The sequence below is a fragment of the Paenibacillus sp. 8b26 genome, assembly GCF_050626875.1.
Taxonomy (GTDB): Bacteria; Bacillota; Bacilli; order Paenibacillales; family Paenibacillaceae; genus Paenibacillus.
Genome location: NZ_CP192445.1, coordinates 2,745,181 through 2,771,279, shown reverse-complemented (window position 1 = coordinate 2,771,279; position 26,099 = coordinate 2,745,181). Strand labels below are relative to the sequence as shown.

General features: G+C 48.8%; 22 protein-coding genes, 2 pseudogenes and 1 riboswitch. Of the genes and pseudogenes, 11 read left to right on the top strand and 13 right to left on the bottom strand.

The window, feature by feature from the left end:
* Positions 1-15: 15 nt before the first annotated feature.
* From ACQ4MX_RS12730 to ACQ4MX_RS12715, 4 genes and pseudogenes are all read left to right on the top strand, one after another.
* Positions 16-915 carry an ABC transporter permease gene (locus tag ACQ4MX_RS12730; protein WP_431091319.1) on the top strand — a complete coding sequence of 300 codons (900 nt, stop codon included), beginning with the start codon at positions 16-18 and terminating at the stop codon, positions 913-915.
* A gap of 42 nt (positions 916-957) precedes the next feature.
* Entirely contained in the window at positions 958-2,778 is a 1,821-nt protein-coding gene (gene opp4A / locus ACQ4MX_RS12725; protein WP_431090970.1) for an oligopeptide ABC transporter substrate-binding protein, read from the top strand.
* Between the two features lie 122 nt (positions 2,779-2,900).
* Positions 2,901-3,020, top strand: a pseudogene (locus tag ACQ4MX_RS12720) (LysR family transcriptional regulator); the annotation flags it as partial.
* Positions 3,021-3,026: 6 nt separating this feature from the next.
* Positions 3,027-3,794, top strand: a complete 768-nt coding sequence (locus tag ACQ4MX_RS12715; protein ID WP_431090969.1) for a LysR substrate-binding domain-containing protein — start codon at positions 3,027-3,029, stop codon at positions 3,792-3,794.
* A 21-nt stretch (positions 3,795-3,815) separates the two neighbouring features.
* Here ACQ4MX_RS12715 and ACQ4MX_RS12710 read toward each other — a convergent pair whose 3' ends face one another.
* From ACQ4MX_RS12710 to ACQ4MX_RS12695, 4 genes are read right to left on the bottom strand one after another with little or no spacing between them, the layout of a single operon-like run.
* Positions 3,816-4,466, bottom strand: a complete 651-nt coding sequence (locus tag ACQ4MX_RS12710; RefSeq protein WP_431090967.1) for an amino acid ABC transporter permease — start codon at positions 4,464-4,466, stop codon at positions 3,816-3,818.
* A 14-nt stretch (positions 4,467-4,480) separates the two neighbouring features.
* On the bottom strand, positions 4,481-5,140 hold the full coding sequence (locus ACQ4MX_RS12705; RefSeq protein ID WP_431090966.1) for an amino acid ABC transporter permease: 660 nt from the start codon (positions 5,138-5,140) through the stop codon (positions 4,481-4,483).
* Between the two features lie 18 nt (positions 5,141-5,158).
* Complete coding sequence (locus tag ACQ4MX_RS12700; RefSeq protein WP_431090965.1) at positions 5,159-5,989, bottom strand: transporter substrate-binding domain-containing protein; 831 nt, start codon at positions 5,987-5,989, stop codon at positions 5,159-5,161.
* A 46-nt stretch (positions 5,990-6,035) separates the two neighbouring features.
* On the bottom strand, positions 6,036-6,794 hold the full coding sequence (locus ACQ4MX_RS12695) for an amino acid ABC transporter ATP-binding protein (protein ID WP_431090963.1): 759 nt from the start codon (positions 6,792-6,794) through the stop codon (positions 6,036-6,038).
* A gap of 307 nt (positions 6,795-7,101) precedes the next feature.
* Here ACQ4MX_RS12695 and ACQ4MX_RS12690 point away from each other — a divergent pair, with 307 nt between their 5' ends.
* A complete protein-coding gene (locus ACQ4MX_RS12690; protein ID WP_431090961.1) occupies positions 7,102-7,575 on the top strand; it encodes a cupin domain-containing protein in 474 nt (157 codons plus the stop codon).
* An 81-nt stretch (positions 7,576-7,656) separates the two neighbouring features.
* Here ACQ4MX_RS12690 and ACQ4MX_RS12685 read toward each other — a convergent pair whose 3' ends face one another.
* From ACQ4MX_RS12685 to ACQ4MX_RS12670, 4 genes are all read right to left on the bottom strand, one after another.
* Positions 7,657-8,325 (bottom strand): class D sortase, encoded by a 669-nt coding sequence (locus tag ACQ4MX_RS12685; protein WP_431090960.1) that lies wholly within the window; start codon positions 8,323-8,325, stop codon positions 7,657-7,659.
* Positions 8,326-8,430: 105 nt separating this feature from the next.
* A complete protein-coding gene (locus ACQ4MX_RS12680) occupies positions 8,431-11,955 on the bottom strand; it encodes a collagen binding domain-containing protein (protein WP_431090958.1) in 3,525 nt (1,174 codons plus the stop codon).
* 227 nt (positions 11,956-12,182) lie between these two features.
* A riboswitch (cyclic di-GMP riboswitch) is annotated at positions 12,183-12,263 on the bottom strand.
* 52 nt (positions 12,264-12,315) lie between these two features.
* Positions 12,316-13,197 carry an AraC family transcriptional regulator gene (locus tag ACQ4MX_RS12675; RefSeq protein ID WP_431090956.1) on the bottom strand — a complete coding sequence of 294 codons (882 nt, stop codon included), beginning with the start codon at positions 13,195-13,197 and terminating at the stop codon, positions 12,316-12,318.
* 526 nt (positions 13,198-13,723) lie between these two features.
* Entirely contained in the window at positions 13,724-13,867 is a 144-nt protein-coding gene (locus tag ACQ4MX_RS12670) for a hypothetical protein (protein ID WP_431091442.1), read from the bottom strand.
* Positions 13,868-14,076: 209 nt separating this feature from the next.
* On the opposite strand from ACQ4MX_RS12670, the pseudogene ACQ4MX_RS12665 reads away from it, so the two are divergent.
* From ACQ4MX_RS12665 to ACQ4MX_RS12645, 5 genes and pseudogenes are all read left to right on the top strand, one after another.
* A pseudogene (locus tag ACQ4MX_RS12665) lies at positions 14,077-14,352 on the top strand (RrF2 family transcriptional regulator); the annotation flags it as partial.
* Between the two features lie 87 nt (positions 14,353-14,439).
* The gene (locus tag ACQ4MX_RS12660; protein ID WP_431090955.1) at positions 14,440-15,348 is read left to right on the top strand and encodes an NAD(P)/FAD-dependent oxidoreductase; all 909 of its coding nucleotides are present in this window, start codon (positions 14,440-14,442) and stop codon (positions 15,346-15,348) included.
* 219 nt (positions 15,349-15,567) lie between these two features.
* A complete protein-coding gene (locus tag ACQ4MX_RS12655; RefSeq protein WP_431090954.1) occupies positions 15,568-16,326 on the top strand; it encodes a class I SAM-dependent methyltransferase in 759 nt (252 codons plus the stop codon).
* Between the two features lie 226 nt (positions 16,327-16,552).
* Positions 16,553-17,809, top strand: a complete 1,257-nt coding sequence (locus ACQ4MX_RS12650; RefSeq protein ID WP_431090952.1) for a DUF445 domain-containing protein — start codon at positions 16,553-16,555, stop codon at positions 17,807-17,809.
* 41 nt (positions 17,810-17,850) lie between these two features.
* Positions 17,851-18,231, top strand: coding sequence for a TIGR02328 family protein (locus ACQ4MX_RS12645; RefSeq protein WP_431090950.1), 381 nt, complete (start codon positions 17,851-17,853; stop codon positions 18,229-18,231).
* Positions 18,232-18,306: 75 nt separating this feature from the next.
* Here the strand turns inward: ACQ4MX_RS12645 and ACQ4MX_RS12640 are convergent, their stop codons facing one another.
* Entirely contained in the window at positions 18,307-18,981 is a 675-nt protein-coding gene (locus ACQ4MX_RS12640) for an NAD(P)H-dependent oxidoreductase (protein ID WP_431090949.1), read from the bottom strand.
* A gap of 187 nt (positions 18,982-19,168) precedes the next feature.
* Here ACQ4MX_RS12640 and ACQ4MX_RS12635 point away from each other — a divergent pair, with 187 nt between their 5' ends.
* Entirely contained in the window at positions 19,169-19,552 is a 384-nt protein-coding gene (locus ACQ4MX_RS12635; RefSeq protein ID WP_044647758.1) for a winged helix-turn-helix transcriptional regulator, read from the top strand.
* A gap of 107 nt (positions 19,553-19,659) precedes the next feature.
* Here ACQ4MX_RS12635 and ACQ4MX_RS12630 read toward each other — a convergent pair whose 3' ends face one another.
* The 4 genes from ACQ4MX_RS12630 to ACQ4MX_RS12615 form a co-directional block, all read right to left on the bottom strand.
* Positions 19,660-20,907, bottom strand: a complete 1,248-nt coding sequence (locus ACQ4MX_RS12630; RefSeq protein WP_431090948.1) for a stalk domain-containing protein — start codon at positions 20,905-20,907, stop codon at positions 19,660-19,662.
* A gap of 461 nt (positions 20,908-21,368) precedes the next feature.
* Positions 21,369-22,118 (bottom strand): YcnI family protein, encoded by a 750-nt coding sequence (locus ACQ4MX_RS12625; protein WP_431090947.1) that lies wholly within the window; start codon positions 22,116-22,118, stop codon positions 21,369-21,371.
* Between the two features lie 30 nt (positions 22,119-22,148).
* The gene (locus tag ACQ4MX_RS12620) at positions 22,149-23,867 is read right to left on the bottom strand and encodes a copper resistance CopC/CopD family protein (protein WP_431090945.1); all 1,719 of its coding nucleotides are present in this window, start codon (positions 23,865-23,867) and stop codon (positions 22,149-22,151) included.
* 224 nt (positions 23,868-24,091) lie between these two features.
* A complete protein-coding gene (locus tag ACQ4MX_RS12615; RefSeq protein WP_431090944.1) occupies positions 24,092-25,942 on the bottom strand; it encodes a bifunctional diguanylate cyclase/phosphohydrolase in 1,851 nt (616 codons plus the stop codon).
* Positions 25,943-26,099 lie beyond the last annotated feature (157 nt).

The window sequence follows — 26,099 nt, the reverse complement described above, 5'->3', positions numbered from 1 at the left end:
GGATGTAAGGTGTCCATACAGGTGGAGGAGGTTTTCACGCCGGAGATCATTCGTAAATCACCATCGAGCTGGTCTGTACTGCGCCGCGAGCTGGTGCGTGACAAAACGGCGCTGGTGTCCATCGCGTTTGTGGTCTTGTTTTTGCTCTTTATTTATTCATCTGTTCTGTTTGTGAATCAGGGTGTAGTCACGACGGTGGATTTAGGCGCGATCCGTGAGGCTCCAAGCTCGGCGCATTGGCTGGGCACGGACCGGGCGGGCAGAGATATTTTCGGTCAGCTGGTCATTGGGGCGCGTAATTCCTTCACGATTGGCTTCACGATTACGCTATTGTCCGCTGCCATCGGCTTGACGCTGGGACTGCTGGCCGGTTTTTATGGCGGTTTGGTTGATAACATCATCATGCGGATCATTGATTTTATTCTGGTGCTTCCGTTTTTGATGCTGGTCATCGTATTCGTCAGTATTGTGCCCAAGAGCGGCATAGGGTCTTTTATTTTCATCATGACCGCTTTTTTGTGGATTGGAAAAGCACGCCTGATTCGAGCCAAGGTACTGTCGGAGCGGGAGCTGGACTATGTGCAGGCCTCCAAAACGCTCGGCACACCCAATTGGAAAATCATCTGGTTTGGCGTGCTGCCCAATCTCAGCTCGGTCGTGATCGTCAATCTGACGCTCAGCCTCGCGGGAAATATCGGGATTGAAACCGGACTTTCCTATCTCGGCTTTGGGTTGCCGGAATCCACGCCAAGCTTGGGTACGCTGGTGAGTTATGCGAATGACCCGGATGTTTTGCAGAATAGCTGGTGGATGTGGTTGCCTGCATCACTGCTTATTTTGGTGCTAATGCTGGCGATTAACTTTATTGGCCAGGCGCTCAAGCGCGCCACGGATGCCAGACAACGATTGGGTTAACTGAAGTTCAAGGATAAGGACAATGACAAGGAGGGATTTACAATGGTTAAACGCTGGAAAAAAGGAATTCTGCCTGTTCTATCTGCAATTTTGGTATTTTCACTGGCCGCATGTAGCGGTTCGCCTTCCGCTTCAAATGGAGGGAAATCGTCTGACGGTACAGGCGGCTCAGGGTCCGACAGCAAGCAGGTGAATGCGACAGCGCTGGCGAAGGCGACCAAGAACGATAAGGCGCCGATTAAGGGTGGCATCATCAATTATGCACTCGTGTCTGATACCCCTTTTGAAGGAATTCTGAATCCTGTATTTTATGATGGCAATCCTGATTTTGAAGTCTTCCAGTTTTTTTACCCTTCTATGTTTTCGATTGACTCCAATCTGAATATTGACAATAAAGGGGCGGCGACAATTTCCTTTTCCGCAGACAATAAGGCGGTGACTGTCAAAATTGATCCCAAACTGAACTGGACGGATGGTAATCCCGTAACGGCGGAGGACTATGCTTTTTCCTATGAAGTGATCGGTCATAAAGACTACGAAGGTCCGCGTTATGATAGTTTTATGACGAATATTGTGGGCATGGAAGATTATCACTCGGGTAAGGCCAAAACCATTTCTGGCATCAAAGTGCTGAATGAGAAAGAGGTTACCATTCATTTCAAGGAACCTAATCCTTCGGTGAAATCGGGACTCTGGTCTACACCACTGGAGAAAAAGGTGTTTCAGAATATCCCCGTGAAAGATATGGCCGGATCAGATCCTGTCCGTAAAAATCCGATTGGCTATGGGCCGTTTAAAATTAAATCCATGGTCACAGGTGAATCTGTGGAATTCGTCAAAAATGAAGATTATTTCCACGGTGAGCCTAAGTTAGATGGCCTTCATCTGAAGGTGGTGAACCCGAATGTCATTACCGAGGCGCTGAAAAGTGGAGAAGTCGACTGGTCCAGCTATCCAACCACCCGTTACAATGAGGCCAGCAATCCGAAAAATGTACAGTTTCTCGGTCAGGAGGAATTATCTTATAGCTATGTAGGCTTTAAAATGGGAAAATTCGATCAGGCCAAGAGTCTAAATATCATGGACCCGAACGCCAAGCTGGCGAACAAGTCATTGCGTCAGGCCCTTGGCTATGCGCTGAATAATGAGCAGGTTGGCAAGCAGCTCTATCATGGGCTTCGGACTCCTGCGACATCCTTGGTCCCGCCCGCCTTTAAGGGATATCATGATGTGAATGCGAAGGGCATTGCGTATGACCCGGACAAGGCAAAAAAGCTGCTGGACGAGGCAGGGTATGTGGACACCAATGGAGATGGATACCGTGAGGACCCTAAGGGCAAGGAACTGGTGCTCCATTATGCGGCAATGAGCGGGGATGCGACAGCCGAATCGCTGGCGAAGTTTTATTTGCAAAATTGGAAGGATGTCGGACTTCATGTCGAGCTGGTGGACGGTCGTCTGCTTGAGTTCAATTCTTTCTATGACCGTGTGCAGAAGGATGACCCCGGCATTGATATTTTTGGCGGCGCATGGAGTACAGGTACAGATGTAAACCCTAGTGGGCTGTATGGACGCGGAGCCAGCTTTAACTACTCGCGCTTTACCAGTGAAGAGAATGATAAGCTGTTGCAGGAAGGGGTGTCTGTGAAAGCCTTTGACGACAATTATCGTAAAGATATATACAATCAGTGGCAGGCGTATATGAGCGAGGAGGCGCCCATTGTACCGACGTTATTCCGTTATTCGCTGGAGGCAGTGAATAATCGGGTAGCTAATTACGATATTACCCGTGGCAAGGAGTATGATGCAGACACGTTTGCGAATATTACGTTGACTGCAGAAAAAGCAGAAGTAGCCCAATAATCTCAAAAAAGCGCAATAACCTGAAAAAGAAGCGCGAACCGGATGGATCCGATCTTGCGCTTCTTTTGCCCTTTTAATGCAATCATTCTGGGGATTCTCGAAGGGAGAGAAGGAAGACGGAAATACGTCAGCTTCAATACTTCATTGCGGTATGCGAGGAACTTCATTTTACGAAAGCTTCTGAAAAGATCGGAATCTCCCAGCCTACGCTCAGTTTGCAAATTAAGGCGTTGGAGGAAGAACTGGGGATGACTCTCTTTAATCGTGCAGGCAAAAAGATCAAAATGACCGAGGCTGGGAAACTGTTGCTACGGCACAGCGCTCATGCACTCAAGAATTTACAGCAGGCGAAGGCTTCCATTGAGGAGCTTCGTACCGAGCAACGGGGGAGCTTGCGGATCGGTATTGCGTTGCCGGAGCTGGAGGAACCATTGCAAGAGATGTTTATGGATTTTCATCGTTTGTTTCCTAAAATCAGTCTGCACATCCATCCCTCGTATGAATTGCTGGAGCAGGTGCTGGATAATCGGATGGACCTTGGCATTACGCTGCACTCAGGTATAGATGAAAGGCTCGTCCAGCTACCGCTTCGGACGGAGAGCTACTGTCTTATTGTCCCGGCAGGACATGCGTTTGCCAACCGTTCCTCGATTGTACTGGACGAATTGAGGCACATGCCGTGGGCTATGCAGCCAGTGGATCATCCAGGTAGAAGGCATATTGAAAAATACTTCTGTGATCGTGGGTATTCTTTTACCACGGTTATGGAGAGCCATTCGATTCCTGCGATCCTGCGCTGGGTACAGGAGGGACTTGCAGTGACTATCCAGACAAAATCCCTCGCAGCATCTCTGGACCGTTCATCCCTTTGTGCAGTGCCTATTTCACGGGGAGTACCCGAGATTCGGCTGGAGCTGATTCATCGGTCAGACCGTTACATGGGAGAAGCCATTAAACGGCTGATTGAAAAAATACATGCTGTGCTGACAGAACGTTCAGGCTGGCTGCAGCCCTGATCAAGCTATGTGTAATGAATACTAATGAGTGCGAACCTCCAGCCTACGTGCAAGCAGCGACATGCTGTAATTGACAGCGAAGTACAGGAAGGCTGCGAACAGCAGAGCCGGAATGACGAAGGACTGATTTTGACCGCCGACAATCTGAATGTTATGCGTCAGCTCCGGCAGACTGATAATGACCGCGAGAGAAGTATCCTTGAGCAGGGAAATGAACTGACTGACGATAGGTGGCACCATGCGGCGGAGCGCTTGCGGCAGAATGATATGCCATAACGTTCTGGAGCAGCTCAGCCCGGAGGAACGTGCGGCTTCGATCTGTCCTTTATGAACGGAGTTCAAACCGCTACGGACAATCTCGGCAATCATGGCCCCCTCAAAGATCGACAAGCCCGTAATGGCTGCCCATTTGAGCGAAATGGAAAGGCCAATGGACGGTAAGACCATACCGATGAAGAAGATAATGAGCAATAACGGAAGATTGCGAATCAGATCAATCAAAAAGGCCGCCACCTGCGAAATGACAGGTAAGCGCGTATAGCGCAGGATGCCGAACACGATACCGAGCGCGAAGCTGAACACGATGGAGTACACGGCCACCTCCAGCGTCAGCAGGAAGCCCTCCAGTATAAAACGCACATTAGGCCATACAAACAAGCCGCTGAAATCCATACGGGCTTCCCTCCTTAGGATGTTTTGGACAGACGACGCTCCATGTACAGAACAAGAAAGCTGAGCGGAACCGTCAATGTAAGGTATAACAACGCTGTAATGGCATAGACGGTGATGGGCATAAAGGTATCCGAGTTAATCAGATCCGAATAATACATCAGGTCCAGTCCGGCTACTATGGCCAGTACGGAAGAGTTTTTGACCAGATTGATGAACTGGTTGCCAATCGCAGGCAGTACAATTTTAATCGCTTGCGGCAAAATAATGCTGATCATCGTCTGGTTGTAGCTCAGCCCGGAGGAACGCGCGGCTTCAAATTGCCCCTTCGGTACGGACTGGATGCCGGCACGTATCGCTTCTGCAATAAAGGAGGCGGTGTACACGGTCAAGCCAAGCGTTCCAGACACAAAACCATCCAAAGGAATACCCAAAGTAGGAAGTCCCAGATAAAAGAACAATACAACGATCAGTAACGGGATATTACGAATGACCTCTACATAGACAGTCCCAATCCAGTTAAGCCATTGAAAGGGCGCAATTCGGAGGATAGCGATGATCGCGCCCAGAATAAAGCTTCCGATCAAGGCAATGACACTGGCTTGAACGGTATGAAGCAAGCCTTCTCTAAAGCGGTCACCGTGGTCGAAAAGTACGTTGATATCAAAAGTAAGCATCTGCGGATGACACCCCCATTATTCGGGTTTAACCCCAAGCCATTGCTCGTGGAGCTTATCGTATTCACCGTTGCTTTTCAGTTCCTTGAGCGTATCGTTAATGGCTTGCAGCAATTCGGTTTGTCCCTTCTTCACCGCAATGCCGTAAGGTTCCTCAGTGAAGTTTCCGCCTACGAGGGTGTAATTCGGATCTTGCTGTTGCATGCCGAGCAAAATAGAGTTATCGGTGGTCAACGCTTGCCCTTGACCTGCCTTGAGTGCATTAAATGCATCCTGGTAGTTCTCAAACTCCAGTACAGTCGCTTTGGGTGCCTTTTCGCGGATATTTTTGGCGGAGGTGGAGCCTTTAACTGCGAGTACCTTGGTATCAGGAGTCAGGGACTCCAGACCGGTAATCGGGCTTCCTTTTTTCACGAGCAGGGATTGCCCGGCGTTAAAGTAGACGTCGCTGAAATCGACCTGCTTTTTACGTTCGTCCGAAATGGTCATGGTCGCGATAATGGCGTCGATGTCCCCGTTTTGCAGCAAGGTGATTCGTGTCTTGGACGTAACTTCCTTCAATTCAAGCTTGGTTTCGTCTCCAAAAATATGTTTGGCTACCGCCTTGGCAATGTCGATATCAAAGCCTTCTACTTTCCCGCTAGCCGGGTCTTTCAGACCGAACAGCTTGGTGTCGTATTTCACCCCAACAACCAGCTTGCCACGCTGCTTGATGGCTTCCAGCCCATTGGCTGCCGCCGCCTCATTCCCCGACGTTGCCGTTCCTTGGTTGCCTCCACAGCCAGCCAAAACGAGTAGACAGGACAGCATAAGCAGCATAAGGGCACTCCATGAATATCTTTTTCTCATTTGAACAATCCCCTTTCGATTTGCACTCTGAATTTTAAAGGTCTGCTTAATGATGAATTAGACGGCTCAGGAACAGGCGCGCCCGCTCTTCACCCGGATTCTGAAAAAACTCGGCAGGCTGACTGTCTTCTAAAATCTGTCCTTTGTCCATGAAAATGACGCGATCCGCTACTTCACGGGCAAAGCCCATTTCATGAGTCACAATGACCATGGTGATGCCCTGATGGGCGAGCGAACGCATAACATCCAATACCTCCCCGATGGTTTCAGGATCAAGAGCGGAGGTAGGTTCGTCAAACAGCATAATTTTCGGATTCATCGCGAGGCCACGGGCGATAGCAACCCGTTGCTGCTGTCCCCCGGACAATTGGGCGGGGTAGCTCTGTGCTTTTTCCTCGATTCCAACACGCTTCAAATAGGTGATGGCTGTTTGGGTAGCCTCTTCCTTCGAGGTGCCCAGCACCTTCATGGGTGCGAGTACAATATTCTCGATTACCTTTTTATGGGGATACAAATTGAAGTGCTGGAATACCATACCGATATTGCGCCGGAAGGCGTTAATATCAATCTTTTTGTCATGTACAGGTATCTCGTTGACGATCAGTTCCCCGTCCGATATGGTTTCCAGACGATTGATGCAGCGTAGCAGGGTGCTTTTACCCGAGCCGGAGGGTCCGATGATCACGACGACCTCGCCCTCCTTAATCTGAAGATTGATGTCTTTAAGTACATGGAAGTGACCAAAATGCTTGTTGACGTTGCGAAACTGGATCAGAAGGCTCACCCCTTTCAGGCTTGGATACATAGCTTGGTAGATTGGCTGGCAAGATCAAGCTCTATCAAAATTTCAAAATTTTCTCTCATGATACTATAAGCTTACAATAAAAAACAAGATTTTATGTCATAAAACTTAACTCACAATATATTTTTATGTAATTATTCATGAGTAAATTGCTATTTTTATATGGAAATGGGTAAATGCGCACAATTTAATGTTACTAAATATGACGCAAAATAACGACCTTCGACATTCCAAGGGAGAAACGTGACAAAAGCAACGCTATGTTTTACAGTAGGGGAGAAGGAATTTAGGGTAAAGGAAGGTTAGTGCAATGACGAAAGCTATTTCACCGCTGGTAACCGCATTGGGCATGGAGCCCCATCCGGAAGGCGGCTGGTACAAAGAAATGTGGAAGTCCCATTTTCAAATTCCGAAGCCTGTACTGCCGGATGTGTATTCCGGTCCGCGCTTTGCAGCTTCGTCGACGTATTTCTTGCTGCATCCGGGCGAGTTCTCCGAGTGGCATGTCGTACATTCGGATGAACTGTGGCTGTATCATAGCGGTAGCCCAGTGGAGTTGAAATTGGGTGGAAGCGGAGAACAACCTGGTGAAGAAACCGTGATTATCGTCGGTGCCGATGTGGAGGCAGGACAGCATCCACAAGCGCTGGTGCCGGGCACAGTATGGCAAACGGCACGTCCGCTTGGGGATGAGCCTGTGCTGGTAACCTGTGTCGTTGCTCCGGGATTCCACTTTGACGATTTCAGGCTGATTGCAAAGGGTCCTGCGAGTCCAACTGAATAATTGTTATGATGTGTGCATTTGGCGGGTGTATTTCTGTAATTCAACAGGAATGACCCGCCTGATTTATTTTTTGCAGCAGGCTTAGGTGCTCTGTTTGGCTTGAACAATGAGACGATGGGTGGGTTTTACAGGAGGATCGCAGGTAATCAAGGTGAGCAGCTTTTGCTTGTTGAAGCTTTTCAGCACAGATACATCCGTAGGGGCGACTACCTTAATGTTGAAGACCTTATATACGTAATTCTCACCCCGGGTGTTCACAACAATCTCATCCCCGATCTTCACCTCATTCAACCGATTGAATAAACGTCCGTGGGTACGAGCGCGATGAGCAGCAATGGCGGCATTTCCCATCTGTCCCAGCGCTCCCGTTTCAGGCATATGTACAGCTGCATGCCTCATATTTTTCCGGGTCGCGCCTTCCAGTACAGGCAGCTTTAAATCTATACGACTCATGCGAATGGTGGCTATGGGGGTCTGTTGATCTTCAGTTTCAATGGGTTCAGGGATTGGAAAAGCTGCTTCTTGTTGTGCATCGCTGACCGGGATTTCCGCAAAGCGAGTGGACAAGCGATCATAGTTGTTTATCAGACCAGGATTCCATATCGCCTCGCTTTTTTCAGGTATTAGCTCTGCTGCTTTTAATAGCTCGTTCTGTTCTCGATCCTCGTTCCATTCTCTGGCTGTCGGAAACAAAATCATGAGTATGCCCAACATGATAAACATGTAGGAGAGCTTATGCAGCCTCGGCAATTTCAACACCCCCTAAGCAATGTGTGACGTATACATACTTATTAAAAAAATCCCTCATTCCTGGTTAAAGTAAAATGAGCCGGGAATGGGGGAAGGTAATGGCTTTTATTTTTTATGCGTCCGTCTGAATTTCAGCAATACGCCCCATATCATCATGGCTATGCCTGTCAAATAAAACGGAGCCGGGCTGCTTTCACCCGTTTGGGGCAATTGATATACCTCAGGTGTATCCTCTGGGTCTTCCGGTTGTTTCCCCGGGACCTTGAGACTGATCTTAGGTTTAGGGTCTTTCGTCTCCACAGGAGGAGGCGGATCTTGATGAGGCTCGACAATAGGTAACTCTGGCGGTGCTTCCGGTTGATCCTGATCCGCTGGTGGCGGTTCAGGTGCAGGCTCTTCCTGTGGAGGGGCTCCATCATCCGGAGTCTTCGATACTGCTGGAGGAACGACTGTAGACGGCGTATCAGGTATTTTGGGATCGTTGTCGTGCTTTTTGCCACCGCCCCCCGGATTGGTAGGCGTTCCCGGTTCGTTCTTCTTTTCTTTTTTGTTTGTGACTACCATTTTTTTAATTCCAGAGCTTTGCTTAAGGGTTGCATCTATTTTGATTTCGAGCTTGCCCTCGGTTATTTTGTAGCCCTCAGGGGCCGCTAATTCTTCTAAAATGTAATCATCATGCAGCAGCGAGGAAAAGATGACTTTTCCGTCTGCATTGGTGGTCTGAATGAGCGGTGCTCTTTTTTGAGCTTTATCGTAGAGCGCAAACCGCGCTCCGGGCAGCACTTTACCGGGAATATCCTGATCCACCTTGGTCAGCTCCAGGCTTTCGGTCACGCCCCCGCCGGAACCGGAGCCGGAAGAAGTCCGTACGATAATTTCCTGACTGGTCTCCCGCAGCTCTGTTGTCAACCGATCCCCCTCAAAGGAGACCTTGTTGCTCACTTTGGCTCTGTCCTCAGCGTTGATGAAGGATTGATATTCAAGAATAAAGGCAGAGGAAATGTCCTTGGCGAAAGCAAGCTCAAAGGTTTGCTGACCTTGAGGGTCTGTCTTGATGCTCAGCTTGTAATCCAGATCCCGGACCAACTCGGTGCCTTTGCTGGTATTTCCGTTGGCGGCCATCACAGTGGAGTACAAATGAAAAGAGTCCTCAATTAAAATCTGATTGCTGCTGGGCTGATCCACAATTTTCGCGTTGGACACATGGGACTGTCCTTCGTTGATACGGATGCTCCAGTCGATCTTATTCCCATTTTGCGTACCGATCTTGGCGACATATTCTCCGCCATGAGGCACGTTAACCTGGGCCGTCCATTCGGAGACTATTTTTTGTCCGTCCAGTAGCTGGGCTTTGTTGTGAATTTCCTTTTCGATCAATTCTCCTTCCAGCGAGGTTTGAAAGGTGATCCAGTAAGGGGTCTGTATCTGATCCTTGAACTGGACACGCAGTTCATTACCATTGTGCTCGGAGGGAGGAATAATGGTGTATTGATCTGCCGGGATTTCAGCCCCTTTTTGTACGCCATCCCACCATCCCAGCAGGACCATATCGTACACTTTTACGGAGCCGGGCAATAGTTTTTGCCCTTGCAGCAAGGGATCTTTTACTTCCGCCTGGTTTAAAGTCTTGCGATTGTAATTGGCCTTGATGTCCCATGTGATGAGCTTGGAGGTGGGATTGTAGCTGCCTTGCTTGCTCCCGTTCCGTTGGGTCATATAGTCCGGCCAGATCGGGCATTCCACTTCAGCCGATGAAGTTTCCCCGTTCTCGTACTGATACTCTATAGTGGATTTGTTGCGAAACTCGGGCTTGGTCGGATCTGTTTTCCAGTCATTATTGTAGGTGGTTGTGTATTTGATCGTATAAGCTTCTTGAATGGTTTTATGAAAAACGACCGTAAATCCTTGTCTGTAATCCTGTGATAACGGAACTAGATCATAATCTACTGGGGCGTGCAGTACCTTGGTTCCGTCTATACTTTGGATTTTTAGGGTGTCCGGTAACAAGGCCAGGCCGCCATTAGGAAACACATCCTTGATGACAACATTTTTCATGTTGTAAAGATCAGTATTGATGGTAACGACCCAAGGTATGATTTTGGTGTTGTAATTGGGCGTGTCATAGACTTTAGTGATGACACCGCTTTTGATTACCGTAGACGCATCCTTTTCGACTCCATCGGAGGTTACGATATTTATAATTTTTTCATTTTCATAAACGCGATCTCTGGCTTGTGTCTGATACCGTATGGTGTAGGCTGAATCTACGTCAATGTTGAATTGAAGATCGAAGCCGTTACGGTCGGGAAAGCTACTGACAGGGATGGCGGTGTATGCCCAAGACGGGAGTTCTTCCAGTGTATTTCCCTTAAATACCTTCAGGGAGCCGGGCAGCCAGTTTTGGGTTCTGTTAAAACGATCTTTCAAGAAGGCTTTTTCCTTAGGAATCTTTTTCTCGCCAAAGTTATATTTTATAGCCCACGATATCGTTTGCGTGACAGCATCATATTTCTCCACTTCTTTGGACAAAAATGCACCACGTTCCACCTGCACGGTAGCGGTAGCAGAGACATTCTCTATAGCATCTCCTGAAAGAGTCGCGGTGTTGGAAAAACGGGTTTCGTCGCCAGTAATGCGTGTGAAGTATTGCACCTGATAGGCGCTGCTAATACTGTCGTCTTGAAAACGAATCACAAACCCGGTGCCCGCCTGATCCGCTTCGATCGTATATTTACTCTCATTCACGGGGTCCCGAACGACGGTCGTGCCGTCAATATTCACTTGCAAATGATATAGCCGGATGGAGTCTCTTACGAGCTCCAGCCCTGAAGGAGTCGGGTCTGTGATGAGGGCATGCTTTACGGTGTTTAGCTGTTTGTTCACATTAATGGTCCAGTCGATCCGGCTCGTGCCATCCGTTTTCCCTTGCTTGCTCAGGGTTGGCCCTGACGGCGGCTTGACATTCACGATGACCGTTTGGACCCCGCCTTTAATCGGAATCGCAATAATGATCTCCGTGCTGCCTTTTACTGTTTCTTTCGTGAACTCGGTCTTGATTTGCAGCTTGCCGCTGACATTGGAATGGTGCTCTACATAATCGTTGAAGGTCATAATGACCTTGCCTTGACGATCCACGGTGAAAGTACCTACGGTTCCGTCAGTGGACACTAATGGAGATGAGATATCGGTATAAATGGCAAACTGTTGCGGCAGTTGAAAGGTGAAGGTATCTCCTGCTTTATAGGTATTGTCGGGAAGCTCCCATTCATAGCCCAGTTGAATGGCTGCCCCGATGTCCAACTGGCTGCCCGGATTGTATACTGCGTCAATAACACGCCCTGTCTCATCCGTCAGGATCAGCTTGGTTAATATGCTCTCCTGGGTTGTTCCCTCCTGAGTTGTTGGGCCTACTGTTGCCTGCACGATGGGGGTTGTATCGGAAGGAGCCTCAATGGGCGGTTCAGGGTTTGGGATACCGTACACAGTATCCGTAACGGTCTGGGCAGAATCGGTTACGGCGCTTTCCGGTAGTTCCGGTACCGAAGTATCTGCGTAAGCCAGCGTTGCACTGAAAAAGCTCTGGACAATGAGCAATAACGCAATGATCATGATATTTATTTTTATTCTCATGTTTCAAGTAATTCTCCTATTCATCGTAATATGGCCATTCTTCGGCGGATATGGTTCTCCCCTTCCCCTCCTTCTTGTCCGAAATTAGTATATTCAGCATGCTAGGCTTACATGACTATCCCAACAGAAAAAAGCCCTGATCATAGCGATCAAGGCTTTTCTTCAAGAGTGGACATATGATGTTGTCGTGTATTTATGTAAAAAAGACATAATAAAAAGCTCGTTCAACCGGTAGCTGGCTGCCATCTTGGTAGGAAGGCCCTATAGTTTTGCGTCGCTGCCTTTCGACAGTTTTGCCGTTATCCTGAATAGCTTGTACGTCTATCGCTCTATCAAACTGGACTCTTGTGACATTTCCATTTATAGCTTGGAACGGTTACCCCATTTTTTGCGGAAGGAATGCGGTGTTTCTCCTATATGTTCTTTGAATAAGTTAATAAAATGGCTCGTATTAGGAATCCCTACGTACCGCGCGATATCTACAATGGATATGTCACTGGTTTTAAGCCAGCCCTGAGCGGCTGTGATACGAACATTAATGAGATAATCAATAGGAGAAAATCCGATCTGTTTTTTGAAATTTTTAGCCAAATTGAACTTGTTTAACTCGAACATGTCTGCCAGCGAATCCAGCGTAATTCGTTCACTATAAGATTGATCTAAAAATTGCTGGACCCGGCGTACTTCGCTGATAGTATCCGTATTCGCGTGCGGATACTCATAGGGATGCTGTAAAACGCATGTAAGCAATTCACCGATGAGTCTAGACGTCAGCAACTCAGAGGAGAGGCTTCTGTCAGACTGCCCGCATATCAGGGTATGCAGCTTGTTTAATACGATAGATGGATTGTGTAATGATATGACGGGCTTATTGTGCTTGGCAAATTGTTCGTAAAAATTCTCGATCAGGTTGCCGTACAGATATAAACTGATGAACTCCCAAGTTTCATGACCGCTGATACCATATTGCACATACTCCTCGCAATTGACAAAAAACAAATCATGAGGATTCAATATGTATTTCTTCTCGCGGTACTGCAATTCTCCTTTTCCAGACAACGTAAAGACGAGCAAAAAAGAGGTGAGCTCCTTACGTTCCATCCTAAAAGCAGATGTTTTTTGGAAATAGCCAATTTCCTGTATATATAAAAGGGATTGCTTGGCAAAAGCAGAAGGAGTACGTACAATAACGACTGGATCACCGTTCCAGAGACTCCCGTTGTTTTTTTGGTCTGTTGTCATATCCAATTCCTTTACAAAAAAGCAATTTTATTAAGCAGAGTATTGTGTGTTTACCAATATATAATGGCTGTTTACACATGATTTCCTATTTATAAAAGTTTATTTTATCACATCGTATATGTCCAGATAGCAAATAATATTTGTACAAATTATGGATGCTTTATTTCTCATGGGTATTTAACTTGATAATCCCTATGAAGAATGTGGATAATACTAAAAAAATCTGGGGATATCATGGGCTCAAGTCCTTTCTGGGGTGAATTGCAGGAATTGTGCAAAAAGGTATCTTATGCCCATTCCACTTCCCAGGGCACTTATCCTTTCGGTTTAAGAAATTTGGGACTTCATTCAGAGAAAATGGTTCATAGGACTTATCTCTAGGAAAATAATCTTGGGTCCAATGTTGTGATTTTGTTCACGAACATGTAGAGCCAAAAGACAGATAAATGCGGATATATGCATACAAAATTACGCAATAAGTGAGCCCTCTTCATTGCGCAATTTTGTATTCGTTATATAAACTACTTTAGGGAAAATGAACCAAGAAGTTGAAGTTGTCCCGGTCTGCTCCAGCGCGTTCGTTGCGGTTCAGCCCATCAATCTGGGCTAAGTCTTCCGCAGACAGCTCGAAATCAAACACGTTGCCGTTCTCAATAATTATGCCCAGCAAGCAAACACTTCCTCGAATGCGGCTAATGTCGATTCGTAGCCCTGCTGGTATTCCATATTTTGATAGTTCATGAAGAATCGGCTTTTATACTGAGGGAATTACGCTATACCAGCTAATAGCTTGTCAAGCGGCGTCTTCGAAAAGCTTCTTGACAGATCGGCAGTATAATGGTTATTATAGATACATTAAATCTGTAATTAGGGGAGGAAAGATATTCAAAAGCGACGAACTATGCCCTCCACACGATGCTTTATTTGATTGCCTTTGCGCCGGACAGACCGGTAGGCGTTCGGCGGCTTGCCGACACGCAGGGCGTATCTCCCACATACCTTTCGAAAATACTCACGAAGCTGGTGAAAGCGGGGCTGATCGAGTCGGCTTCGCTTATCCATCAGGTGATGCTGGCGGCCGAGGAAGCGATGGAGCGGCATCTAAAGAGCACCAAAATGATCGATCTTACTGATCAAGTTGCATTGTCCTTGTGATTGCAAAGGGCAATACTAAGCTTTGATTAATTATAGATATAATACATCTGTAAAATCTTCAAAACATTAAATGGAGGAATTGAACTTATGAGCTACGATTGTGCCATTGTCGGCGGCGGGCCGGCGGGATTAAATGCAGCGCTGGTGCTCGGCAGAGCGAGACGAAGCGTTGCGCTATTTGACAACAGCCAGCCGAGGAACGGCGTGACGCATGCCTCTCACGGATTCATTACGCGAGATGGGATTCAGCCGGCCGAGTTTCGGCGCATTGCCTACGAGGAGGTGCTGAGCTACCCGTCGGTCCGGCATTGGCCGGCCGAGGTGACCGATATTCAGAGGACGGATCATGACTTTGCCCTTCGCACCTCGTCAGGCGAGCGTGTACAGGCCCGCAAGCTGATTTTGGCTGCCGGGCTGAAGGAGGCGTTTCCCGAGATCGAGGGGCTTCGCGACTTTTACGGGAAAAGCCTGTTCAACTGCCCTTTTTGCGATGGCTGGGAGCTGCGGGATCGACCGCTTGCGGTCATTTCGGACAATCCTGGCATGTTCCATACAGTCAAGCTGCTGCTCAACTGGAGTCGTGATGTGGTCGTATGCACCAATGGCTGCGATATTCTGACTGCCGAACAGCGGCAGCAGCTTGCATCCAAGGACATACGGATCGTGGATACTCCTGTCGCAGCATTTTCCGGGCGGTATGGCTTGCTCGAACGGGTGCATTTTACGGATGGCACGCATATTGAGCGAAGCGGAGGATTTATTGCTCCCACTCTGCTTCCCAAAGCCAGGTTCAATGAAGCATTGGGCTATCAAACTGCAGAAAACGGTGGGATTGTTACCGATGCGATGGGCAGGACCGCCGCAGCAGGAGTATACGCGGCCGGGGATTCGGCTTATGTGATGCCTTCCCAATTGATTTATGCTGCAGCCTCCGGCAGCAAAGCGGCGATGTCCGTTGTTGCGGACCTGACGGAAGAGGATTGGCAGCCGCTTTAAGGGGGGAGCATATGCACTAGGCGAGGGCAAGGCCATTCGTCAGCCCGGACCCACGGGACATAACTGGAGGCAGCATTCCAGGGAAGCCGGCATATTCACCCAAGCGCTCGTCTTTTTCGAATACTTTGAGCATAATTATTTATTTTTTTCGACGATATTTGTGAGAAAATGATCCATTACTATTGTGAACCGTAATCATACAAAAAGGAGACTGAACTTATGTGTAGCGAACACTCTACCAATCATTGGAACTCGGAAGAGTATAATGACAAGCTGGGAGCCGGGGTCTTGTCCTTGCTACAGCCCCGACCGGGGGAGCGAATTCTGGACGTGGGCTGCGGGACAGGGGACCTGATGGCCAAGATCGCAGCTGCCGGAGCAATACCCACAGGTATCGACCTGTCGGAGGAGATGGTGAAGAGGGCCAGACAGAAGTATCCTGGACTGAATATTCAGGTGGAAAACGCTTGTCATTATCGGGCAGATGTTCGCTTTGACGCTGTGTTCTCCAATGCAGTTTTGCACTGGATCAAGGATGCTTCCGCTGTCGTCCGTTCCATCTGGCTGGCCCTCCGGGAAGGTGGCCGATTCGTCGCCGAATTCGCCGGCAGCGGCAATGTCGCCGTGCTGACCGCTGCCATGGAGCAGACGCTGGAGGAGCATGGTTATGCGTGGACGGGCCGGAATCCGTGGTATTTTCCCACCATTGGCGAATACGCCAGCCTGCTGGAGCAGACCGGCTTTCGCGTCACGTTGGCTCAGCACTTCGACAGGCCCACTCCGCTCAATGGAGATACAGGGGTTCGGGACTGGCTGGACAAGTTCGCCGATTATTTCTTCCTGGACGTCACCTCCGCAGACGAAGCGTCGATCTACCGTGCCATCGAGGTAAAGGTTAAGCCACACCTTGACCGGGAAGGTCAATGGATGATCGACACCCGCCGATTGCGCATTGTAGCCATCAAGGAATCCGCTTGAGGAGATAAATATATTTTACATTAGAGGACGTCCTGGGTAATTAGGGGCGTCCTTTTCTTCGTCCATAGCTTTTCCCAAGTCGTATTCCCGAAACAGCTCACTTGTGGGGCGAGCTTTTACAGGAAATAGAGTGTCGTTAGCTTTGGAATTCACACGGGCAATGATATGATGGGTAATACAGATATAGTGTTTTACTTACTAGACAGTCAGTTTGGAGGATTATAGGATGGGAAAACCGAAAAATACGAAAACCGCAGCGGCTTGGTCGCTGGTTATTCTGGGAGCGGGCTTTGCGGCTACGTTGCCTTTTCAGCAATATGGCTGGGTTCGTTTGTTAGCAGGTGCTTTTGAGGCCGGACTTGTCGGAGGATTGGCGGACTGGTTCGCCGTCACCGCATTGTTCCGTCATCCGTTGGGTATTCCGATTCCGCATACAGCACTTCTCTCCAAAAACAGGGACAAGCTCACGAATGCACTGGTGAGTACGGTGGAAAATAACTTGCTGGGCAAAGACAGTATCGCATCTAAAATTTCCGATATTCGGCTGGCTGATCTGATGCTGGGCGGTGTGGAAAAGGGCTTGCGCACGCCGGAAGCGGCCGCATCCATAGATGTTCTCGCCAAACGGCTGGTCCGGTCGCTTCCGCTTGCAGAACTGGCCCCGATGATCGCGGCGGAAATCAAGCGGCAGGCAACAGACTTCGACGCCGGACCACTACTAGAGGCGCTTGCCCGTCAAACCAGTGAGAAGGGCTATGACCGCCGTGCGCTGGATTACACGCTGGAGCAGGCCGAATCCTGGCTTTTGAAGCCGGAAACGGGCTATACGCTGGGTGCCTTGGGGATGCAGGCTATCAGCGGTTTGCAGGTGAGCGGGCTGATGCAATTTGCCCTCAACGCGTTCCTTGGCTATCTGAACGAAGAGCGCATGGGTGAAATGATTCGCCATTTTCTGCTGGATCAGGTTGCAGAGCTGCAAAGGGAAGAACATCCGCGCCGCCATGCCATACTGGATGGACTGAAAACACAGCTAATCCGTCTGGCGACGAAAGATACGGTTCAGGAAGGACTGAACGGCTGGAAGAACGGCCTTGTGGATGCCTGGGAAGGCGATGCGTCGGTGCTCCATAAGATGGAAGAGCTGCGCGTACGCTTATTGGACTATATGGAAGACGGCAGCTATGTACCGATTTATATTTTGCCGCTATTGGATCGGATGCTGGCTGATTTGAAAGGAAATACCGAGTTGCTGGACAAGATCAATTCGCGAATTGTGGAAGGTATTACGGGACTGGTGGAAGCCAACCACAGTCGGATTGGTAATCTGGTACGCGAAAATGTAGATAAAATGGATAACGATTCCCTGATTGCTCTGATGGAGGACAAGCTTGGGCAGGACTTGCAGTGGATACGTATTAACGGTGCGGTTACGGGCTTCCTGATCGGTATTGTACTGACAGGTATCCGTATGATGATCGGCTGATCCATTAGAGAAGAAAATGCTACAGATAAGGTTGTGGAAGCATGAGGCTTTGGCATGAACATTTAATCGACCAGTTGCCCCGACCGCAACTGTTGGGACAGCATCGTGAGTGCTGTGCTCTGCGCGGGAATGGCTGGGGCAAGCCGCACGCAACGGTAAATTATGTGTTCGACTATCATCCGATGCTGCTGGTTCGCTATCATAAGCTCATCATGGACGAAATGAAAAACAGGGGGTACAATGTTGACCCGCTATGGAAACAGCCGTTATATCGCGGCAAGCAATGTGAGCCGTGGGAGACCGAGTATGGAGTGGAACTGGAAACCTCTGGTGCGTATGTTGAGCATGACGATGAATATATGAAGGAATGCCTGGATAATCTGGCGTCCAAGGGTATTTTAATAGAGATTGAAGTGATATAAAAAGACGGGCTGCGGTGTGTTCATCATTCAGATGAAGTGCCGCAAGTCCGCTTTTTTTGTTTTTTTATATACTTGTTACAGAATCCAGCGTGTGACCTGTTCCAGCGGTTGTCTGGATTTTTCCCGCTTGGGCTCATGGGCCCGATAACCAAAGGCAGCGATGAGTGAGATATCCAGCAGCCCGTTCTCCAGCAGTCCTTCTTCCTCTAAAATGGCATGCACCTGATCGTAGTTAAAGCCCTCAATCGGGCAGGAATCAATGCCGATCTGAGCCGCCGCCGTCATCATATTGCCCAAGGCGATATAAGTCTGCTTGGAAGCCCAGTCGAATAACGTACGTTCGTTTTCCAGCAGGCGCTGATTTTCACCCTGAAAAATTTTATATCGGCCCGGCAGTGAGGCAAAGTCTTCCTCAGACATCCCTTTAACCTCTTTATACATATACTCCACATAAGGAGAGTCATAACGGACATCCTTGCGTGCTAAAATCAAGACGACATGGCTGGCCGCAGGAATCTGTTTTTGCCCGCCGCTTGAAACCGCAGCCAGCTTTTCTCTCAATGCCTGATTTTGTACGACCACAAATCGCCACGGCTCAAAACCGACAGAGCTTGGGGAAAGTCGCCCGGTTTCGAGAATAAATTGAAAATCTTCCTCTGGTATGATGCGATCAGGATCGAATTCCTTGGTAGCATGTCTGAACAGAAAGGCATCCAGAATTTCCTGTTTTTTAGCTGATGTATTAGACATGAAGTGTACTCCTTCCGGTTTGGGTTGAGTTGGTGCTCCATTTATTTTCTGCTACTATAATGAGAGCTGATATCGAATGTATAGTCATCATATAAAAAGTTTTTCGCAGGAACAAGTACGCACATATTTGTTCCTTGTCATAAGTCTGGAGACTTCGGTCTACAATCGGCAGAAAGAAGGGGAAACCATGACGCAAGAGATGGAAAATACAGTTAGCGTGAACTTTGGATGTCCGGTAGCGAAAACCGTAGGGGTTATCGGCGGCAAATGGAAAGGGGTCATTTTATATCATTTGACCACAGGACCGCGCCGGTATAACGAAATTCGACGGACCTTGCCCAATATTACGCAGCGTATGCTGACCTTGCAGCTGCGTGAGCTGGAACGTGATGGTATCGTACACCGTGAAATCTATAACGAGAATCCGCCGCGTGTGGAATACTCGCTTACCCCGTTGGGCGATACGTTGAGGCCGTTGCTGGATTTTATGAGAGAATGGGGTATCTTCTATGGGGAACAGACCTGCGAGCCTGTGGCGGCAAATTCCAAGTGTGGGGAGCCTTCTTGTTGAAGTGAAAAATGAGGAAAGCCCGTTGATGATCTCATGAGCTTCGCATGGAAGATGCATGAAATTCATCAGCGGGCGGAATAAGAGCGAGACGTTATTGTGAGGTTTACTTATTTGAACTCGATAGATTCGTTCATCTTCATCCAGGCAGTATCTCCGATGATGCCCAGCCGCCAGATGGCGATGCCTTTCAGGTCATAGCGTTTGGCCAGACCGATCTTGGCGTTGACGGTGCTGTCTTTTTCGCTACCCATAGAAATGCCTAAAATCAACTTGTCCCGCGAGGTTTCCTTCAAGGCCAGTCGAATGGCTTCGTCCACTTTATCGAGTGGCTCAGGTGTTGCCTTTTGTCCGTAGTCATAGGCCATGATGATCAGATCGTCCGCCAGATTACCCAGCGTCTTGTAGTCGTAACCTGAGTAAGAGCTGTTCAGCGGGTGCAGGACGACAGTGAGCTTGAGTCCGGCCTGATGCGCTTTGGCGGACAGCTTTTGGATGAAGGCGTTGTAGTCTGAACGTGCCTTGGCTTTATCTCCGCTCCAGCCAAGCCCCTCGAGATCCAGCGTGATGCCCTTGAATTGCTTGTCAGTGGCGGTGCTGACGATTTGGGAAATAGTTTGCTCCTGAAGCTGTGCATTTTCCAAAACTTTGGTCAGCTCGTGATTGCCATCTCCAGAATAGACCATCAGGTAAGGGGAAGTCCCCTGACTGTCTGCCTCCTGTACAATGAACTCTGGTGTCACGGTGTCGGCGGCTTGAGGCCATTTGTATTCCTTGCCGCTGGTCGTAAATTGTCCGTTCGCATCAATTCGGCTCCAGCCGAAGGCTACCGCGTTAAAATCCGGTATTTTGGATTTTTGGTCGAAGGAAGATAGCGCGTAAAATCCGACTGTATACATAGACTCACGCGGCGATGTAATGGATACCGTCCGCGTTCCCTGATTCCAGTTGACCGTGGCTCCAAACTGCTGTCCGAAGAAGCCTAACGGAATCATCGTGCTGCCGCGCACGGTTTGCGGTGCGGCTGTGAGTTGCACTGACTGTCCGTCTACCGTAGCATTGCGGCTACCCATTTTCAGAACCACCTGCTTGGTCGCAGAGCCTTGAGACTTGGTGGCAGTAATGCTTTGGCTGGCCTGATCCCATTTCACAGTAATTCCGAGAGCTTCGGAAATGGCACGGAAGGGAACCATCGTCGTGCCGCTCATCACTGCGGGCTGTACCGGGAAAGGCAGTGGATATCCGTCCAGCACAATGCTGACCTGCCCCGCTTCTGCCTGCGCCGACGGGCTATAGATACCTGCTGCGGCACTTAGAAAGATAGCGCTGGATAACAGAGCCTTATTTACGATTTTCATCTTATACTCTCCTATGCATCATAGATTGCAAAGCTATCATGTTAGAATCGTGAGGTTTCTACCATTTTACCAAAAAAATGATAGATAGGTGAATGTTAAAATGATATACACTGCTTCGAATTCTATGTAGAATCTTTTTCTCCGGGATATCATACTAATCAAATCAGTTTGAGCAATTCGGCCGTTGGCCTTCTGTGTATATATTTCATCATTTTTAATACCTAATTTTCTACATGGAGCAACTAAAAGGGCTCCTTTTCTTTCAACCAAAACAGTTTAGGAGAAATATAATAGAATAAATTTCAATTTTCCAGCCGATGGTTAACTGCTGTATAAATATTGCAAGTTTAATAAGGAATAGAACAAAAAAGCTGGCACCCTTTTATACAGGTGCCAGCTTTTGCTTTTTATATCGCTCATATAATTCATATAACTAACTTCTATACGCTTGCAAACAAAAATTATTTACGGCGCTTGAGCGCAATGCCGACAGCTGTTGCACCAAGCACGACTGCAATAATCGACAGAACGAGTGCTGTCGTTTGTGCGCCAGAGCTTGCAGATGCAGCGGCGGCAGGTGCGGCTTCGGTAGCATTGTTTGAAGTGGATGCAGGGTTGCTGCTATCCTTAGCCGTGTCTGTGCTCGCATGGCCTGCTGCGGTGCCAGCCGAATCGTGTCCGCTGTCTGCGGCAGGCGCAGGAGCCTCGGATGTGGCATCAGCTGTGATTTTTGTAATGGAATGCGGATTGTTACTTCCTTCATCGCCTGTCCATTCCACGATACTTCCGTCGCTGTAATATTGGAAAGCGTTCCACGCGGCTTCAGTATTCTGGTCTGCATTTTGTGCGACGAAGCTGAAACGCTGATACTGCCCCGCCTGGATGCCATCTTCGTCGGTCGTCCAGGTAACGGTGGTTACTTTGCCGGAGCTGTCTTTTTCGGTTGCTACTTTCCAATCCGGTACAGGCTCATACTGCTTGAAAACGACTTCTTTCGGGATTTTCAAAGCGACTTTGGTGGTTGGAATGTTTTTTTCGACAGGCACTTTCAGCGTGTATGTTTCCCAAGCGTTAGGCTGTGAAACGGAGGGCTTGACCGTCACATGGGCACTGGCCATACCTGCAAAAAGTAAAGCACCTGCTGCAATCAGACCCATAGAGGTCGCAAGTCTGGAAAATCTGGATTTTACCATTTGAATCGTTGTATTCATATTATTTTGCTCCTTTAAACAATATAATGATTATCTTTTTCCACCTACATGCAGAGTAAATTCAGCGTCAACTGCATCCAATGATGCGGTCAGAGCATGTACCTGTACAGCCCATGTTCCTTCGGCGGTCAGCAGCTCTTGAGTTAGGGATGGCTGCTGTTGTCGTGCAGGGAGAACAAATTCCTGCCGGGCTTTGTCAGGGTCTGCCGGGACGAGTGTCAGTGTGACCTGTTGGATGCCCTGAACGCTAGCTCCCTTGGCATCCCTTACGGTTACCTTAAATTCATTGCTGCCCACAGTATTCGGGCTAACCGCCAGCGAAATGCTGTATTCGCCTGCGGTGCGGGTTTCCTCAAACGGTACCGCAGGTGCCTGACCAGGCGAAAGGTGGGTAAGCACCGCCGCCAACAGCATCACGAGCAGGCCGACGGACAGCTCGATGCGCAAGCCCCCGATGGCACGCTTGGCTGCCGCCGCTTGCCGGGCGCTGCGGAATTGGCTGGCCGCGAAGGCCAGCATGACCAGCAGCAGCGCTGCTTTTCCGAGCAGAACGAGTCCGTAGGACGTGTTCAGCAGCATGGAGGGAACCGGGACGTACAGCACGGCTCCATAAATCCCGGTGGCGAGCAGCGCCGCCACCATGGCAATGCCCCAGCCGGCAAAGCGGCGCAGGGCCGCTTGCCGCAGAACTGCCCGCTCAGACTCGGGCAGTTCTCGCCCGGCAACAGGCAGGCACACTGCCATGACGGCAAGTGAGCCAACCCAAAAGGCTGCCGCCGCCAGATGGACGAAGTCCGCCGCGATGGCTGGAGCCGGATGGGCCGCCGCCGCCGGATGGCCCGTGAAGGCCTTGGACAGCATAAGGCCCAACGTCATGACGACGGAGCCATAACCCCAGAGACGGCGCTGGCGGTCAGAGATGCTGTGATCCAGCGCGTAAATCAGCGCAACGCTCAGGAGCAGCACTAGAATCATCTGGATGAACCAGATTTGCCCTGCGCCTGTGAACTGAAGGGCTTCTCCAAGAATTGAAAGCGAAAAGCCCTCCCCCATGGAAACTCCTGCATCCCAAGATGCCTGAAGCGGCAGGCTAATCAGGATGGCGACAGACGTTATACCATAGCCACTCCACAGCAGCGTGGTCCAGCGGGGTAATGGGATTGAGGCCCGTTTATCAAGCTCCTGCTGTTCACTCGCTTCTCGACTTCGATTCACACCCGGTAGGATGAACAGTCGGAAACAGAGTGCTCCCAAAAGCAGCGACTGTCCAATATACAGCAACCAGCGGGTAGCGATTAAGTCAGGCCGCGAAGCTCCCGAGCCTTCGGAGGCGGCAACGGGGTCCTTATACGCATTGGAACCGCTGCCGACTTGAAATGGAATCACTCCATTGACCGGATGTCCGTCCGCCGATAAGGCTCTCCAATTGACGGTGTAAATTCCACTTTTCATCCCCGGAATCAGCTTGATTTCCATCGTGTCTTCATGTTCAGGATTAAGCCGCGCTTTACCTGTATCGACCCGTTTTCCTGTTTCATCGGTCACTTTCATCGACATAAAAGCAGACTGCAAATTCTCATTGAAGGTGATGGTTACCTGGGAAGGCGGCTTGTCCAAAACCTGATTTTCAGTCGGACTGGATTCAACGATAAATGCATGAGCCCATGATAAGTGAGGAAACAGTAAAAGTAACGGTAGACACAGCAGCAGAAGACAAGCCGCGCGGGCTGGTCTGGACAGGTGCAACATGCCCGTGGATTCACCTTCTCTCGATTACTTGAAGCGAGGATGTCCTAAAGTGTGACATCTCATACGGTCAAACCTACATTCATACCTTTAATCATAGTGCATTTGGCAGGAATAGATGAAGCGAATTATGACATTTATATGAAATTTGAAATAATATGAAACCCCTGCCGTTGTTGAAATCTGGACGATTTTAACGGTAGGGGTAAAGGGGCAAGCATATGGAATTAGTGGTCTGCTTCTATGGAATCCATGAAAGCGGGCTGCTTATGCTGGACATAGTGGATAAAAATAGCCGTTAGCTCCGGATCGAATTGGCTACCAGAGCAGTCACGCAGTTCCTTAATGGCCTCATCAAACGTTTTGGTGGGTTGGTAGGGACGTTCGGTGGTCATGGCATCGAAGGAGTCAATAATCGTCAGCATCCGGCACAGCCGGGGAATTTGCTCGCCCTTGAAGCCGAATGGATAGCCGCCTCCGTCATAGCGTTCATGATGAAGCTCCACAAAAGGAACCAGATCCATGAACCGCTCGTTGGCCTCTACAATTCTTCTGCCCCAAGTGACATGCGCTTTCACCATACACCATTCCTCCTCGGTCAGCTTCTCTTTTTTATTCAGAATATTCCAGGGGATTTCCAGCTTTCCGATGTCATGAATGAGCGAGCCCAGTACAAAACGACGCTTGTCTTCCTGGCTGAGCTGAAGCACTTCGCTCATCTCTACTGCGTACTTGAACACTCGCTTGGAATGCTTGAAGGTATTAATATCCTTGTACAAAAACAAATTAAGTTGCTGCTCAATATCACGAATATCCTGTCCGAGATCGACTTCGCGTTCCACCTCATTCAGGCTGCCGTGTGTATGAACGATATTTTTCCCCTGCTTTTTGGCGTAATACAAGGCTTTATCTGCCAGATCGACCAATTGTGATCTGTCATAGATGTCGACGCGGCTCTGCACAATACCTGCGGAGAAGGACAAGCAGCCATGCGGAAAGATTTCGGCACCCTCGTAGCGGGAGTCATTCAGCCTTTTTCGGATGGCATTGACTATTTCGTAAGCTTGCTCCGCGGTATAGTCGGGCATAAGCAGAGTGAACTCCTCTCCGCCATAGCGGGATACGATAATATTGGAGCCGGAAGTTTCCTTTTTGAGAATCTCTCCGAGGAATCCCAACAGTTGATCGCCTTTCAGGTGACCGAAGTGATCGTTGTATTTTTTAAAATCATCAATATCAATAAGGGCAAGGCTGAGGGGGGTATTCTGGGTTCTGGCTATATTCAGCTCGGTTTCGAGTGCATTTTCAAAATAACTGTGATTGTACAGCCCTGTTCTGCGGTCCATGTTGGCCTTTTCTTCAATTTCCCGATACATCGCAAACAACTGCTTGAATGCGTGGGATAGAAGCATACTTAGCGCAAGGAACAACAGAAGCCCCAAAATACCGTTATGATAAATCAGTGTGGTCAGTACGAGAGACAGGATGAGTGTGCATAAGTAAACAAGCAGGGATTCAGCGAGAAAAGCCTTTTTTAGCTCATTGAGAGAGCCTTTGTAAGCAATATAAAAGTAGAGACCCAGTGTAACGGTATTCACCGCAAAGTAGCAGAACAGCGTCAGCAGGTAGGAAGTAAAATGCTCTTCGTTCAAGCCCCCCTGCGTTCCGCCGCTTAGCTCAAAGACGGTAGAAGACAGAAAAATAGAAAGCGCATAGATGGAAAAATTGGCGGCATGCTTCCACCAGGACAGTTCTCTATACCGGATTGCGGCAATGAGTACATTGAACAATAAAATGAGAATAGCGATTTCAGTGCCATGTACAAAAATACAAGCGAGATACACGGAGGAATCCATCGACTGCTTGTTACTGGCTGGTGGCAGCTGGAAGGTAAAATGCTCCAAAATCAGAACTGCTCCCAACAGGGAGTAGATCGTGACCCACTCTGTAGGCGAATAATGCATAAAGGACCAATGGTTCGTATACAAGAGGACGGCCAAGCCTGCCATACATATGAGAAAAACGTATAATCCCGTCGCGCTAACCCGTTCTTGCAGCTTTTTTATTATACTCATCATTTCATTCTCCTGCCTTGTCGTACCTTGATGTCAAAGCTACCAGGGGGTAAATGGGATAATTTACAATTTTGTAATCGAAAATTTTACATGAAAAAACAGGCCGGAATCCAGCCTGTTTTGTTGAGCCTGTGCTTCCCTTTTCCTTATCGGTAATTAG